Annotated in this window: 15 protein-coding genes; 9 read left to right on the forward strand and 6 right to left on the reverse strand. The window is 70.7% G+C overall.

Going from position 1 to position 13800, the window contains the following annotated elements:
* The first annotated feature begins 3 nt into the window (after positions 1-3).
* The 3 genes from Ssi02_RS08845 to Ssi02_RS08855 are packed head-to-tail and all read left to right on the forward strand — an operon-like array spanning position 4 to position 3381.
* Positions 4-1080, forward strand: a complete 1077-nt coding sequence (locus Ssi02_RS08845) for a LacI family DNA-binding transcriptional regulator (protein WP_204023295.1) — start codon at positions 4-6, stop codon at positions 1078-1080.
* Positions 1077-2690, forward strand: a complete 1614-nt coding sequence (locus tag Ssi02_RS08850; protein WP_204023297.1) for an FAD-dependent oxidoreductase — start codon at positions 1077-1079, stop codon at positions 2688-2690. Before Ssi02_RS08845 ends, Ssi02_RS08850 begins: the two co-directional genes overlap by 4 nt.
* Positions 2691-2718: 28 nt before the next feature.
* A complete protein-coding gene (locus tag Ssi02_RS08855; RefSeq protein ID WP_204023300.1) occupies positions 2719-3381 on the forward strand; it encodes a hypothetical protein in 663 nt (220 codons plus the stop codon).
* A gap of 205 nt (positions 3382-3586) precedes the next feature.
* On the opposite strand, the gene Ssi02_RS08860 is transcribed toward Ssi02_RS08855, so the two are convergent.
* The 3 genes from Ssi02_RS08860 to Ssi02_RS08870 form a co-directional block, all read right to left on the reverse strand.
* The gene (locus Ssi02_RS08860; protein ID WP_204023302.1) at positions 3587-4912 is read right to left on the reverse strand and encodes a CHRD domain-containing protein; all 1326 of its coding nucleotides are present in this window, start codon (positions 4910-4912) and stop codon (positions 3587-3589) included.
* Positions 4913-5110: 198 nt separating this feature from the next.
* Positions 5111-5896: an anti-sigma factor family protein gene (locus tag Ssi02_RS08865; RefSeq protein WP_204023304.1), complete on the reverse strand. Its 786-nt coding sequence runs from the start codon at positions 5894-5896 to the stop codon at positions 5111-5113.
* The gene (locus Ssi02_RS08870; RefSeq protein WP_204023306.1) at positions 5893-6456 is read right to left on the reverse strand and encodes a sigma-70 family RNA polymerase sigma factor; all 564 of its coding nucleotides are present in this window, start codon (positions 6454-6456) and stop codon (positions 5893-5895) included. The genes Ssi02_RS08865 and Ssi02_RS08870 overlap by 4 nt, the downstream gene beginning before the upstream one ends.
* 327 nt (positions 6457-6783) lie before the next feature.
* On the opposite strand from Ssi02_RS08870, the gene Ssi02_RS08875 reads away from it, so the two are divergent.
* Positions 6784-7668: a universal stress protein gene (locus tag Ssi02_RS08875; RefSeq protein ID WP_239128730.1), complete on the forward strand. Its 885-nt coding sequence runs from the start codon at positions 6784-6786 to the stop codon at positions 7666-7668.
* Between the two features lie 247 nt (positions 7669-7915).
* Here the strand turns inward: Ssi02_RS08875 and Ssi02_RS08880 are convergent, their stop codons facing one another.
* Positions 7916-8902, reverse strand: coding sequence for an NAD(P)-dependent alcohol dehydrogenase (locus tag Ssi02_RS08880; protein ID WP_204023308.1), 987 nt, complete (start codon positions 8900-8902; stop codon positions 7916-7918).
* 186 nt (positions 8903-9088) lie between these two features.
* On the opposite strand from Ssi02_RS08880, the gene Ssi02_RS08885 reads away from it, so the two are divergent.
* Complete coding sequence (locus Ssi02_RS08885) at positions 9089-9709, forward strand: DUF2306 domain-containing protein (protein ID WP_204023310.1); 621 nt, start codon at positions 9089-9091, stop codon at positions 9707-9709.
* Here Ssi02_RS08885 and Ssi02_RS08890 read toward each other — a convergent pair.
* Together Ssi02_RS08890 and Ssi02_RS08895 are read right to left on the reverse strand one after the other, a co-directional pair.
* Complete coding sequence (locus Ssi02_RS08890) at positions 9682-10338, reverse strand: response regulator (protein ID WP_204023312.1); 657 nt, start codon at positions 10336-10338, stop codon at positions 9682-9684. The two genes, Ssi02_RS08885 and Ssi02_RS08890, sit on opposite strands and share 28 nt — an antisense overlap.
* The gene (locus tag Ssi02_RS08895; RefSeq protein WP_239128731.1) at positions 10335-11459 is read right to left on the reverse strand and encodes a sensor histidine kinase; all 1125 of its coding nucleotides are present in this window, start codon (positions 11457-11459) and stop codon (positions 10335-10337) included. The genes Ssi02_RS08890 and Ssi02_RS08895 overlap by 4 nt, the downstream gene beginning before the upstream one ends.
* 249 nt (positions 11460-11708) lie before the next feature.
* On the opposite strand from Ssi02_RS08895, the gene Ssi02_RS08900 reads away from it, so the two are divergent.
* The 4 genes from Ssi02_RS08900 (at position 11709) to Ssi02_RS08915 (ending at position 13787) form a co-directional block, all read left to right on the forward strand.
* A complete protein-coding gene (locus Ssi02_RS08900) occupies positions 11709-12239 on the forward strand; it encodes a carboxymuconolactone decarboxylase family protein (protein ID WP_204023317.1) in 531 nt (176 codons plus the stop codon).
* A 62-nt stretch (positions 12240-12301) separates the two neighbouring features.
* A complete protein-coding gene (locus Ssi02_RS08905) occupies positions 12302-12583 on the forward strand; it encodes a metal-sensitive transcriptional regulator (RefSeq protein ID WP_204023616.1) in 282 nt (93 codons plus the stop codon).
* Positions 12584-12597: 14 nt separating this feature from the next.
* Positions 12598-12813, forward strand: a complete 216-nt coding sequence (locus Ssi02_RS08910; RefSeq protein ID WP_204023319.1) for a heavy-metal-associated domain-containing protein — start codon at positions 12598-12600, stop codon at positions 12811-12813.
* The gene (locus tag Ssi02_RS08915; protein WP_204023322.1) at positions 12810-13787 is read left to right on the forward strand and encodes a DUF8832 domain-containing protein; all 978 of its coding nucleotides are present in this window, start codon (positions 12810-12812) and stop codon (positions 13785-13787) included. Before Ssi02_RS08910 ends, Ssi02_RS08915 begins: the two co-directional genes overlap by 4 nt.
* The last annotated feature ends 13 nt before the right edge of the window (positions 13788-13800 follow it).

The raw sequence follows: 13800 nt of genomic DNA on the forward strand, positions 1-13800 counted from the left end.
CCCATGAGCGAGCGGAACTGGCGCCGGCCCCGGCAGGCCGACATCGCCAAGGAGGCGGGGGTCTCCCAGGCGACGGTCTCCTACGTCATCAGCGGGCGGACCGACGGACCGGAGATCCCCGAGGGCACCCGCGCCCGGGTGCTCGCCGCCGCCCGCCGGCTCGGCTATGTCGTCAACCCGGTGGCCCGCAACCTCGCCGGCGGCTCGACCAGGCTGATCGGGGTCTACACCTTCGAGTCTGTGTTCCCCCTCGACCACCACGACTTCTACCACCCGTTCCTGGTCGGCATCGAGGCCGCGGCGGAGGCGCACGGCTACGACCTGGTGCTGTTCACCAGCGCCACCGGCGCAGACGGCCGCCGCTCCATCTACCGCGACAACGTCAACCGGCTGGCCCTCACCGACGGGTGCGTCCTGATCGGCAAGAACGCCGACCGGGACGAGCTCGCGCGGCTGCGCGACGACGGCTTCCCCTTCACCTACGTCGGACGCCGCGAGGTGCCCGGCGACCCCATCGGCTACTCCGCCGCCGACTACGCCTCGGCGACCGCCGAGGTCGTCGACCACCTCGCGGACCTCGGCCACCGCCGCGTCGCCTACCTCGGCTCGACCACCCCCGGCGAATACACCGCCGACCGTGACACCGGCTTCTGGGAGGCGGCGCGCCGCCACGACCTCGACACCGGCGGCCTGCTGCGGCCCGTCGGCCCGGAGGGCCTGACCCCCGCCGACGTCGCCGACCTCTACGAGCGCGGCGCGACCGCCTTCGTGGTGCACGACGCCGCCGAGGCGCTGCGCGTGGTCGACATCCTCGGCACGCTCGGTCTGCGCGTGCCGTACGACTGCTCGGTCGCCGCACTCAACGACCCGCCGGACGGTACGGCGGGAGCCGCCGAGCTGACCTGTTTCCACATCCCGAGGCGGGAGATGGGGGTCGAGGCCGTCAACCTCCTCATGGAACGGCTGCGGCAGGGGCCGGGCGCCCAGCCCGCGACCACCACCTTGAAATGCACGTTCGTAGCTGGCCGGACCAGCGGACCAGCGCCTGAGAGCAGGCGGAAAGGAATAGGAAGCCGATGACCGGCATGCAGGTCGACGTCCTCGTCGTCGGGGGTGGTCTTGGCGGTGTCGCCGCGGCCCTCGCCGCGCTGCGCGGCGGCGCCAGGGTCACACTCACCGAGTCGACCGCCTGGCTCGGCGGCCAGTTGACCAGCCAGGCGGTGCCGCCGGACGAGCACCCGTGGGTGGAGCGGTTCGGCTCCAGCACGAGCTACCGCGCGCTGCGCGAGGGCATCCGCGAGTACTACCGCCGCTGGTATCCCCTGCGGCCGGGCTCCGCAGCCGACCCCCAGCTGAATCCCGGGGCGGGGCGCGTCAGCCGCCTGTGCGTCGAGCCCCGCGCCGCAGTGGCGGTGCTCGACGCGATGGTCGCGCCCTGGGAGGCGGCCGGGAGGCTGACCGTGCTCCGCGAGCACGAACCGGTCGCCGCCGGGGTGAACGGCGACCGCGTCGAGTCGGTCACCCTGCGCGACCTGCGCGGCGGCGGCGAGACGACGATCGACGCGCGTTATGTGCTCGACGCCACCGAGACCGGCGACCTGCTGCCGCTGACCGGCACCGAATACGTCACCGGGTTCGAGTCGCGCCACGACACCGGCGAGCCCAGCGCCCCCGAGGCCGCCCAGCCGCTCAACATGCAGGCCGTCTCGGTGTGCTTCGCCCTCGAACACCGCGAGGGGGAGGACCACACCGTCGACAAGCCCGACACCTACGCCCACTGGCGCAACCACCGGCCCGAGTTCTGGCCCGGCGCCCAGCTCGGCTGGGTCGCCCCCCACCCGCACACCCTCGCGCCCCGCACCTACGCCTTCAGCCCCAACCCCGACGACGACCCGGGCGCGATCGTCGCGGACCAGAGCCGCGACCCTGGCTCCGACGAGCTGTGGACGTTCCGCCGAATCCTCGCCAGGAACCACTTCCGGCCCGGTGTGTTCGCCAGCGACGTCACCCTGGTCAACTGGCCGCAGATCGACTACCTCGGCGGGCCCGTCTTCGAGGTGCCGGCCGACGAGGCGGCCCGCCACGTCGAGGCCGCCCGGCAGCAGAGCCTCAGCATGCTCTACTGGATGCAGACCGAGGCCCCCCGCCCGGACGGCGGCACCGGCTGGCCCGGGCTGCGGCTGCGCCCCGACATCATGGGCACCGCCGACGGCCTCGCCATGGCGCCCTACATCCGCGAGTCCCGCCGCATCCTCGCGGAATATCGCGTCGTCGAGCAGGACCTCGCGGTCTCCGTGCGCGGGCGGCACGGCGCGGTCGCCTACCCCGACTCGGTCGGCGTCGGCTCCTACCGCATCGACCTGCACCCCTCCACCGGCGGCGACAACTACATCGACGTGGCCGCCTGGCCCTTCGAGATCCCGCTGCGCAGCCTCGTGCCGCAGCGGATGCGCAACCTTCTCGCCGCGGGCAAGAACATCGGCACCACCCACATCACCAACGGCAGCTACCGCCTGCACCCCGTCGAATGGGCCATCGGGGAGGCAGCAGGCGCCCTCGCCGCGCACTGCCTGGCCGGCTCGGCCGAACCCCAGCAGGTCACCGCCGATGAACGGCGGCGGGAGGAGTTCCGCGCCGGCCTCGCCGCCGACGGCGTCGAGCTGACCTGGCCGAAGATCCAGCCCTACTAGAACCTCCGGCATACGAAGGACCACCAGCATGCGACTGCCATCCGACAGGATCGGCGTACTCGTCAGCCTGCCCGGCAACGACCCCGCCCTGGCCGAGGCCGCCGCCTCCGCCGGAGCCGACGGTCTCAAGGTGCACATCAACATCGAGCACCGCGCCTCGGGCACCGCCTTCGGCTCCCTCGACCAGGAAGCCGACCGGCTCCGCGCCGTCCTCGCCGTCGGCCTGCCCACCGGCCTGGTCGTCGGCGGCGCGGGCACGGTGTCCCCCGGCGAGACCCGCAGTGCCTCCGTCATGGGCTTCGACTACTTCGACGTCTACGCCTCCCACGCCCCCGCGGGTTATGTCGCCGACTGCGGCGAGGTCACCCCCATGGTGGCCCTCGGCCCCGCCGACGGCCCCGCGGACGCCGCCGCTCTCGTGGCGGCCGGGGTGCGGGCGCTGGAGATGTCGACGCTCGACCCCGCGTTGTACGGCACAGCCCTGTCGCTCGGCACCCTCGCACGTGTGTCGGCCGTCCGCGGCGCCGTCGGCGTGCCGCTCGTCGTCCCGGCTCAGCATCGGCTGACCCCGGCCGACCTTCCGGCGCTCGTCGAAGCCGGGGCTTCCGCCGTACTCCTCGGTGCGGTCGTCACCGGGCCGACGCCGGAGGGCATCGCGGCGGCGGTCAAGGCCTTTCGCGGGGCGCTCTGACTCGGGAAACAACATCGGCTCCACCCCGGAAGTACGGGGTGGAGCCGGTGGTTTCGCCGCTCCGCCTGATCGCCGGGGCCACACTATTGGCGGGGGGCGCGCTATTGGCGGGGCCTCTCTATCGCCGGGGCCACGCAATTGGCGGCGCCTCTCTACCGCCGGGGGCCGCGCTGGTGGCGGGCCGTTCTACAGCCGGGCCGGAGCCTCAGCCGAGGAAGATGTAGTCCGAGCCGTAGGGCACGCGGACGGTCTTGCCGGCGGAGCACTTGCCGCCGGGGGCGACACCGCCGGTGGTGTTGACGCGGAGGATCTGCGTCGCGTGGGCGAGCAGGCCGCGGTTCGGGCCGGTCTGGGTGGCATCGAGCACGAGCTCGGGGATGTTGCGGTCGCCGTTCGGAATGCGGGTGACGACCGCGCCGGTGACCATGCTGTGGTCGGGCGCCATCCACCGCGGCGGACCGGCGACCGGCCGCTTGAAGGTGTGGTCGATGCCGCGGGCGAGCTTGGCGGAGACGTCCTTCTGGGTGAAGGCGAAGGACCCGTTGGCCTGCTTGGTGCAGGAGTAGATCTGCACGCCGGTCTTGACCAGGGCGGTCACGGCGTTGCCGTGCTTGGCACCCTTTTCGATCTGGCCGCGTACGGCGCCGCCGTCGAACTCGACCGTGTGCATGTTGGTGTAGTAGGCGGTCGGGTTGTTCTTGAGGCCCCTGATGACCTCGGCGGGCGCCGCCGTCTCGCCGGCGATGCCGGTGAGGTTGGCGGGCAGGCCGTTCGCGTCGGCGAAGAGCTCGGTCGCGACCGGGCCGTTGACGCCGGGGTTGCCCTTGTGGATGTGGCCGAGGACGGGCGGCGCGATCTTCTTCCAGGTGGCGGTGTAGGCGATCGAGTCGCTCTTCACGCGGATCCACCAGGTGTCGGAGCCGTCGCGGTCACCGCGGCGCTTGCCGTCGTCGGCCTGGACCTCCTGGGCGCCGTCGCCCTTGGCGGAGAGGGTGGCCTGGTTGCTCCCGTGGAGCACGCCGTTGAGGTTGACGGCCTTGTTCAGCTTGAGGAGCTGGGCGCGAAGGGCGCCCTGCGGGTGGGCGGCGTTGTGGATGTTGACGTAGAGGCTGCCGGGGTTCTGCTTGAGGGCGCTCAGGGTGGCGGCGTCGGACACCGTGACCGTGCCGGTGACGCCGAGCGCGCCGCCCGGCAGGGCCTCGGCGAAGAGAGCGACCTTCACCGCCCCGTTGACGCCCTTGTCGCCGGCGTGGATGTGCGCGGCAGTGGGGGTGTCGATGCTGTTCCACCGCAGGGCGAAGGTCAGCTTGTCGCCACTGATCTTGAGGGCGGCGGTGGCCCGGCCGTCGGCGTCGCCGAGGGTGCCCACCTCGTTGGCGCCGCGCAGACCGGCGGCGAGATATATCTCCGACGGGCTTTGTGCCGGGGATTGAGCCTGCGCGGCGTCCGCGTTCACAAGGGGAATCAGGCCTGCGGCGGCGAGCCCGGTGCAGCAGTAAAGACCGTTGATCGCGAGCGAGCGAATAGACATTACAACCTCGTGATTGGGATTTCCAATGGTATGCCCAGTCGTACGGAGTGCCCGCCGCGCAGAGTTCAACCGTCGAATGTGTAAAAATACTCTTCCCGGTGGACAGGGGGACGGCCTGTGGATATGGAGTCGGCACACCAAAAAGGGAGGCCCTTTCCACTTAAGGAACAGGCCTCCCGGCTTTTGGCCGTGCGAATGTCACACGGGAACCGATAGCAGGGTCTCGCCGCCGATCACCTGTACTTCAAACTTGGCGATTTCGTCCCGGTAGAAAGCCGTGCCGCCGTGGAAGTAGTACGGTGCTTCCGAGCCCGTCGCGCCGTAACCCTCTGGCGGGATCGACCATCCGCTCAGCACGCGCCGTTCACCCGTCTTGGAGATCGCCACGAGTTCGCATTTGAGGGGACCGCGAGCCCCCTTGAGCTGGACGGTCGCGTGGGTGCCCCACGGTTTGCTCTCCACGGCAACGCTCCCGGTGACACCGCCGGCGCCCACACCCTCGAACTTCTGCCCTTGTTTCCACAGCTCTTGGGCGAAACCACCCGCCGGCCTACTGGGGATGGCGGACCCCGCCAGGTGGTGATCCCCGGGGTGGCCGCCCGCGGCGCTCCCCAGCGGGCCGCCGACGGTGAGCCAGGCGACCACGGCCACCGCCGCCGCGGTGCTCACCAAGGCGAACAACCCGCGCTGAGCCCGGCGTCTGGCGCGGCCCGACCGCCGCACCAGGTCGATCACCTCACCCGGTGCCCCACCTGTCTCCCGGTCCGCGGGCCCGGCGGGGAAACGACCGCCTGTGACTTCGCCTGGCGGGTCGCCGACCGGCTCGACACCGGTCAGCAACCCGGCGAGCCCGGACATCTCCGCGAGCTCCGCCGTACACGGCGGGCAGTTCGCCAGGTGACTTTCAAACGCGTCCTGGTCCCGCTTTTCGAGCAGCCCCAGGGCGTAGGCGGCTACATCGGTGTGCTGAACTGGGGAACTCACGCCTTCACCCCTCTCTCCTCAAGTGCTAGGCGCAGCGCACGCACTGCGTAGTAGACGCGGGATTTCACCGTGCCCACGGGAATTCCAAGCTTCTCGGCGGCGTTGTTCACCGACTGGTCGCGCAAGATCGTCTCGTTGAGGATCTCGCGGTGAGCCGGGGAGAGCGACTTCAGCGCTTCCGCCACGACCACCTGGCGCAGGAGGTCCTCCGTCTCGTCGGGGAGAGGCACATTGTCAAGGGGTGCTTCGCCCGCCTCCTGAGGCCGTGCCTCTTTTCGGCGTCGATCGTCGATCACGATACGACGCGCCACTGTGGCCAGCCAAGGCATCAAGGACGTCGCGTCCGGGTCCAGCTGATCCGCGTTGCGCCATGCGCGGATCATGGTCTCCTGCACCACATCCTCCGCCCACTGCCGGTCTCCGAAGGTAAGACGAAGCACGAACGCGAGCAGCGGCCGGTGATATTCGCGATAGAGCCCGGCGACGACCGTCTCGTCGTCGGGCTCCTTGACGGGCCGCAGACGGGAGGGCCGGCTCCGTCGTTCACCACTGGTCGCCATGTTCGGACGTCTCCGGAGGGTAGATGTGCTGCCCGGCGTGGCGGCGGACGCCGTCACGGCCGATACAGGCTGGTCCTGTAGAAACACGTTGATCCTTCGAATGCCGAGTCCACACCGTTGTACGAGGAGGTTTCGGGGAAGGTTCAACACTTATGCGGGCTTTATTGGTGACTGCTGGGGTTTCGCGGGACATAGTGTCCCGGACGTCCTTGAGAACACCAGGTCAGAAGGCACATTCGTATGCCCTGCGGGGAGAGAGTTAGGTGCCGAAGTCCTGCGGATCGAAGGACCTTTGGCCATGTCGCCCACCCGCCCTTCTGAGGTGCGATGGAGATCCGCAGGAGGGAGAGCAACGTGATCGTGGTCGGAGTGGACGGGTCGAAGGCCGGTCTGGAGGCCGTCACCTGGGCGGCCCGCGAGGCGGCACTGCGCGGCGGCGACGCCGTACGCGTGGTCCACACGATGGCCGAATGGCCGCTGGAGATGGACGACGCCGCCCCGCACGCCGAGGTGGGCCGCTGGATGCGTGACAGCGCCGCCGCCGTGCTGGAGGAGGCCGCGCAGCATGTCAAGAACGAGGTGCCCGGCATCGACGTGGAGACGCGCCTGCTCGCCGGCGACCCCCGCGCCACACTGATCGAGACCTCGCGCGACGCCGACCTGCTGGTGGTCGGCAGCCACGGCCTCGGCGGCTTCCGCGGCCTGCTCCTCGGCTCGGTCGCCCTCGGCGTGTCCGGCCAGGCCGTGTGCCCCGTGGCCGTCGTCCGCGCCCGGCCGGAACCCTCGCACAACGTCGTGGTCGTCGGGGTCGACGGCTCACCCGGCAACGCCGAGGTGATCGAACTCGCCTTCGCCGAGGCCACCCTTCGCGGCGCCGAACTCCACGCCATCCACGCCTGGAACTCCGCCATCATCGGCTACGGCCCCGAAACTCTGGCCGACGCTCTCGACGCCGCCACGACCGAACGCCGCCTCCTCGCCGACCTGGTCTCCGGCTGCGCCGCCCGCCATCCGGACGTCACCGTCGTCGAACGCAGCCGGCACGGCCACCCGGCCGAGGTCCTCCGCGAGGCATCCCAGGGCGCCGAACTCCTGGTCGTCGGCTCCCGCGGCAGAGGCCCCTTCGCCGGCCTCATGCTGGGCTCCGTCAGCCACGCCCTCCTCCACCACGCCACCTGCCCGGTCATCGTGCTCCCTACGGCACAGCCTTAGCACGTGCACCCGAGCCAGCCCCTTTGCATGATCACGGAAGAGCGACTCGCCACTACCGACGACCTGCCGGCCCGTCCTTTTCCGAGTGAAGAACAACGAGCGGTGCAGCCAGGTGGGGCGGTGGAGAGATATCGCTCCAGTGGGCAGCGCCACCACATGTGCATTCCCTTGCCGTGCATCCCCGGGCCGCCGGCGGTCACCGTACTCGGTGGCGTTCGTCTACGGCCATGTGCACCCGGCGACCGGGTCACACGGTGACGACGACTTTGCCGGCGGCGTGGCCCTGTTCCTGGTAGGCGACCGCCGCGGGGATCTCGTGGAAGGGGAAGCAGCGGTCGATGACCGGGCGGACTTGGTCGTTCTCGATGAGTTCGGTGAGGGTCAGTAGGTTCTGCCGGGTCGCGGTGGAGCTGATCACGTTGGCTATCGCGAAATGCTGGGGGAAGAGGGGACCGGTGGCGAGGGCGCCGATCATCCGGCCCATGGGGCTCAGCCATCGGCCGCCCGGGCCGCCGATCAGGATGTACCTGCCGTGGCGGGTCAGCATGCGGCGGCCGGCCGAGACGGGGCGGCTGCCGGCGATGTCCAGGAACAGGTCGAAGCGCCGGCCGCCGTGGGTGAAGTCCTCCTTGCTGTAGTCGATGACCTCGTCGGCCCCCAGTGAGCGGACCAGGCCGGTGTTGCGCGGTCCGCACACACCCGTCACCTCCGCGCCGAACGCCTTGGCGAGTTGCACGGCGAACGTGCCCACGCCTCCCGACGCGCCGTTGACCAAGACCCGCTCGCCTGCCTTGAGCCGGCCGTCGTCGCGCAGCGCCAGCAGGGCGGTGAGTGCGGCCAGCGGCACGGCGGCGGCCTGCTCGAACGACAGACCGGCCGGTTTGGGCGCCAGCTCGTTCACGGCGACGCATGCGTATTCCCCGAAGCCCCCCTGTTTCGGCATCGCGTACACCTCGTCGCCGGGCCGCACCCCCACCACGCCCGGCCCCACGGCCTCGACCTGCCCGGCCACGTCGGCCCCCAGGACGGTGATCTTCGGACGGCGCAGCCCCGGTCCGTCGCCCGTCAGCCGGGCGAAGTACGGCTCGCCCCGCATCAGATGCCAGTCGTAGGGCTGGACCGACGTGGCCCGCACCTTGACCAGCACCTCGCCCTCGGAAGGTGTGGGGGTCTCGATGTCCTCTAGGGCGAGTGCCTCGGGCGGGCCGAACGAACGCAGAATGTAAGCCTTCATCGCAGTCTCCTCATCCGCTGTGGCGTCGGGAACGCCAGTGTCGCCACAGCGGAGGGGTCGGCGTAACGGCCGAAAGACGAGGCGGTGGAACGGCCGAAAGTACGACGGCCGGGCCCGCCGATCGGCGGATCGCAGTCCGGCCTCCGCGCCGATGAGCCGGCTACTTTCCGCCGTCACCATCGGGGCATGACTCATGCGACGACCACGCATCGCCGTACGACAGGCCGGCTCGTGCCCGCCGGACTGATCCTGCTGGGCGCCGCACCCCTGGCCGCCGGAACGGTCAGCCTCTCCGTCTCCGCCGCGCCGCCCTCACCGGCGGTGCTGCTGCACGCTCTCGCGGCGGCGCCGTACACGCTGCTCGGCGGGTTGCAGTTCGCGCCGGGACTGCGTGCCCGCAGGCCCGGACTGCATCGCGCGGCGGGGCGGCTGCTCGTGGTGTGCGGGCTGGTCGTGGCGCTCACCGGACTCTGGCTGGCGGTCGCGAACGCATGGCATGACGGGCCGCTGCCCACAGGTTTCCGGATCGCGGCCGGCACGCTCATGGCCGGCTCGATCGTGCTGGGCTACGCCGCGATACGGCGCCGGGACATCGCCCGGCATCGCGCCTGGATGGCTCGCGGATATGCGCTCGGGCTCGGCGCGGGCACCCAGCTGGTCCTGTTGGCGTTCGCGAGCGTAATCTCCGGTCCGCCCGGCCCGCTGTCCACGACCCTGCTGATGGGGCTCGCCTGGGCGGGCAACCTGGCCGTGGCCGAATGGGGGGTACGGCGGCGGCCTCAGCGCTTGAGGCGGTCGGTCTCGTAGGCCCACATGGCGATCTCCACCCGGTTGCGCACGCCCAGCTTGGCCATGAGGCTCGCGATGTGACTCTTCACCGTGCTGAGCGAGATGTGCAGCTCCTCGGCGATCTCGGTGTTGGTCCGGCCGCGCGCCACGGTGGCCAGCACCTCCTCCTCGCGCTCGGTGAGCGGGTCGATCGGCTGCGCGGGGGGAGCGGCGCGGCCGCCGCCGGCGAAGGCGCGCAGCAGCCGGGCGGTGATGCTCGGCGCGATGAGCGCGTCGCCGGCGGCGGCCGCGCGCACAGCCTGGGCGAGCATGCCGGGGCCGGCGTCCTTGAGCAGGAACCCGCGGGCCCCGGCGCGCAGGGCGGCATAAACGTGTTCGTCGAGGTCGAAAGTGGTGATGACGACCACGGCGACGGGGTCGGGAACGCCGGGGCCGGCGAGGACACGGGTGGCCTCGATGCCGTCGAAGCGCGGCATACGGATGTCGAACAGGCACACGTCGGGGCGCAGCCGGCGGGCCAGCTCGACGGCGCGCCGCCCGTCGGCGGCCTCGCCGATCACCTCGATGCCCGGCTGGGCGTCAAGAATCATCCGCAGTCCGGTGCGGGCGATCTCCTGGTCGTCGGCGACGACGACGCGGATGCTCACGACGCCTTCCGCGGCAGTTCGGCGGTGACGGTCCAGCCGCCGCCGGGGTCGGGTCCGGCCTGGCAGGTGCCGCCCAGCAGTCCCGCCCGCTCGGCCATGCCGACGATGCCGTATCCGGAGGACGCGGTGCGGGGGACATGTTCGCCGTCGTCGCTCACCCGCAGGCGGACCGCCGTGGCGCCGGCCTCGGCCCGCACCTCGATCCGGGTGGCGTTGCGCGCGTGCCGCCGGGCGTTGGTGACCGATTCCTGGGCGATGCGGTAAATCGCCGCCTCCACCGACGTGGGCAGGCCGTCGAGGTCGCCGGTGACCTCCACCTCGACCGCCGGACCTGAGCGGCCGTGGTCGGCGAGCTCCCGCAGGTCGGCGAATGGAATGCCGGGCGCCGGCTCGGCAGGTCCTTCGTAGCGCAGCAGGTGCACCATGGCGCGCATCTCGGCGAGCGCACGCGACGCCTCGGCCTCGATCACCCGCAGCGCGTCGGTGGCGGCCCCGGGGATCTCGGCCATGGCCAGACCGGCCTGCGCCCGGATCGCCATGGCCGAGACGTGGTGGGCCACCGTGTCGTGCAGGTCGCGGGCCAGTTGTTCGCGTTCGAGCAGCTTGATCTGCTCGATCTCGCGCAGCCGCGCCCGGGCCCGGTAGCGGAACGCCACGCCCAGCGCCATGACCGCGAACACCACGGTGAACACGCCCGCCACCTCGGACGGCGCGATCCGGCCGAGCCCGAGCGAAAGCAGGAGCGAGCCGGCCACGACGGCCACGCCGATCGCCGCCTCGCGCCCGGAGCCCCATCTGAGCAGCGCGTATACAACGATGAGCAGATATGCCATCGTCCACGTCTCGACCTGCGCGCCGCCCGCGAACAGGTTGACCACCGCATTGACGGCGAACGGCGCCGCCAGCGCGAGCAGCGGCCGGGACCGGCGCCACAGCAGCGCGGGCATCAGCGCGATCGTGATCGCCGTCGAGAGGGCGGGCCAGGGCAGGTCGGGCCGGAACAGCCCTTCGAGCAACGCGGCCGGCACGAGCACGGCCACAAGCGCCCAGTCGCGCCACACCCGCTTCGGCGGGTTGGGGGGAGCGGGTTCGGACCACACGGAGCGGGCGAGGCCGTGCACGCGTTCATCGTACGGCAGAGCACCCTTTCGCTGAATCTCGTCCGCATTTGTCGGCGTCCTAGAGGCCAGGCATTGACCGCGCATCGGCAAGGTGCGCTGTACGGCGAAGCCGGGGCCGTTTGGCCTGCCTGCCGGGGGCCATGGGTGTGGCTTCGCCGTACGTGGAGGGTGTATGTCGCATGGGTTCCCATTTGACGGAAACATACCCTAGGGGGGTAGGGTGTGAGTCGTACGCGAGGAGGAGGGGAAATGCAACGGTTGGTGGCGTTGGAGCCAGACGCGGCTCCTGGCAAGTCTCGTGAGTTGCTTGGGGAGATTCTGGAGAGAAGGGGCAGCGTAGGGCGGATGGTCTCCACCATGGCCCACTCGCCGGCGTTGCTCCAGGGCTATCTGGACCTGTCCCGCGCGATGAAGCGCACCAAGTTGCCCAGGGCGCTGAGCGAGAAGATTTCGCTCGCGCTTCAGGAGTGGATCGGGTGCGAGCTCTGCCGTCAGGCCCATGCCGCGGGGGCCAGGGCCGCCGGGTTGAGTGAGGACGACATCGCCCTCGCCCGTCAGGGCACCTCCACCGATGCCCGGGAGGCGGCGCTGATCGGTGTGGCGGTGCGGGTGCTGGCCGAGCCTTCGTCCCTGACCGACGACGATGTCGCGGGCCTGCGGGCGCACGGCTGGAGTGACCGTGTGATCGCGGAGATCGTCGGGCTCGCCGCGCTCAATCTGCTGACGGGGGCCTTCAACCTCCTCGCGGGACTGGAGCCCGCCGACGAGACCTCCAGGTAGAGGGAATACGGTAGGGGGGTATGGTGTTAATGCCGGTGCGAGCGAGCGAAAGGGGCGGGGTGATGGCCGGATACGCCGACACCAAAGACGATCACTTGCGGCGGTTGCGCCGGATCGAGGGCCAGGCCAGGGGCCTCCAGCGCATGGTTGAAAACGACAAATACTGCATCGACATCCTCACTCAGGTGTCGGCCGCGACCAGCGCCCTGCAGTCGTTCGCCCTGTCCCTCCTTGAAGAACACCTCGCCCACTGTGTGGCGGAAGCCGCCGCCAAGGGCGGGCCTGAGGCGCAGGCCAAGATCCAAGAGGCCAGTGACGCCATCGCACGACTAGTCCGTTCCTAAAGGAGTGATTTCATATGGCCACCACGACCACCTACACCGTTACGGGCATGACCTGCGGTCACTGCGTCAGTTCGGTCAAGGAGGAGGTCGGCGAGGTCGCCGGTGTGACAGGCGTCGAGGTGGATCTGGCCACCGGCCTGCTGACCGTGCGGAGTGACGACCCCGTTGAGTCCGGCCACATCGTCGCCGCCGTCAAGGCGGCGGGCTACGACGTGGCAGGTCAGTCGTGAACACACCAGTCAAGCTAGGCGCATATGCCGCAGTCCTGGCCGTGGTTTTCGCCGCGGCATTGGGCGTGGGCAGCGCGGTCGGCGATGTCGGCGGCGCGCCGCCACCCGCCGACCACAGCGCCGCAAAAGGGCACACCGGTGGCGCGAAGCCGAGCGCCACGCCGGAGGCAGCGGCGCCGAAGAATACCCCTGGGGGGCTCCAAGTGTCAGAGAACGGCTACACCCTCACCCCGATCACCACGACGGTCAAGCCCGATGTCCCGACCGACTTCCGGTTCACGGTGACCGGCCCGGACGGCGAAGCCGTCACCGACTACCAGGTGCAGCACGAGAAGAAGCTCCACCTCATCCTGGTCTCCCGGGACCTCGGCACCTTCCAGCACCTGCACCCGGCCGAGACCGGCGACGGCGTCTGGTCGGTGAAGGTGACCCTGCCCGACCCCGGCGCCTACCGGGTGTTCGCCGACTTCGCCCCCACCGGGGGCTCGCCCCTCACGCTCGGCGCCGATCTGCTCGTCGCGGGCGACTACACGCCGAAACCCCTGCCCGCCGTCGAGCGCAAGGCCGAGGTCGACGGTTACACGGTCGAGCTCGCCGGCGACGTCACCCCCGGCCGGTCCGCCAAGCTCACCCTCACCGTGAGCAAGGACGGCAAGCCGGTCACCGACCTTCAGCCCTACCTCGGCGCCTACGGCCACCTCGTCGCCCTGCGCGGCTCGGACCTCGCCTACCTCCACGTGCACCCCGACGGAGAGCCTGGCGACGGCAAGACCCAGCCGGGGCCGGAGATCGTGTTCCACACCGAGGTGCCCAGCAGAGGCGACTACCGCCTCTTCCTGGACTTCCAACATGACGGTAAGGTCCGCACCGCCGACTTCACGGTCAACGCCGGCGGATCGGCCGCCACCCCCGCCGAGACTCCGGCCGAGACCTCCGGTGAGTCCGGCGGGCACGACGACGACCACAAGCACTGAGCTGTAGGACGCT

This window comes from Sinosporangium siamense, assembly GCF_016863435.1.
GTDB lineage: Bacteria > Actinomycetota > Actinomycetes > Streptosporangiales > Streptosporangiaceae > Sinosporangium > Sinosporangium siamense.

Coding starts and splice junctions, on each gene's coding strand:
- Ssi02_RS08905 (WP_204023616.1), top strand. CDS start 12,302: ATGGCCGGATACGCCGACACCAAAGACGATCACTTGCGGCGGTTGCGC.
- Ssi02_RS08875 (WP_239128730.1), top strand. CDS start 6,784: ATGGAGATCCGCAGGAGGGAGAGCAACGTGATCGTGGTCGGAGTGGAC.
- Ssi02_RS08870 (WP_204023306.1), bottom strand. CDS start 6,456: ATGGCGACCAGTGGTGAACGACGGAGCCGGCCCTCCCGTCTGCGGCCC.
- Ssi02_RS08855 (WP_204023300.1), top strand. CDS start 2,719: ATGCGACTGCCATCCGACAGGATCGGCGTACTCGTCAGCCTGCCCGGC.
- Ssi02_RS08850 (WP_204023297.1), top strand. CDS start 1,077: ATGACCGGCATGCAGGTCGACGTCCTCGTCGTCGGGGGTGGTCTTGGC.
- Ssi02_RS08900 (WP_204023317.1), top strand. CDS start 11,709: ATGCAACGGTTGGTGGCGTTGGAGCCAGACGCGGCTCCTGGCAAGTCT.
- Ssi02_RS08885 (WP_204023310.1), top strand. CDS start 9,089: ATGACTCATGCGACGACCACGCATCGCCGTACGACAGGCCGGCTCGTG.
- Ssi02_RS08880 (WP_204023308.1), bottom strand. CDS start 8,902: ATGAAGGCTTACATTCTGCGTTCGTTCGGCCCGCCCGAGGCACTCGCC.
- Ssi02_RS08845 (WP_204023295.1), top strand. CDS start 4: ATGAGCGAGCGGAACTGGCGCCGGCCCCGGCAGGCCGACATCGCCAAG.
- Ssi02_RS08860 (WP_204023302.1), bottom strand. CDS start 4,912: ATGTCTATTCGCTCGCTCGCGATCAACGGTCTTTACTGCTGCACCGGG.
- Ssi02_RS08910 (WP_204023319.1), top strand. CDS start 12,598: ATGGCCACCACGACCACCTACACCGTTACGGGCATGACCTGCGGTCAC.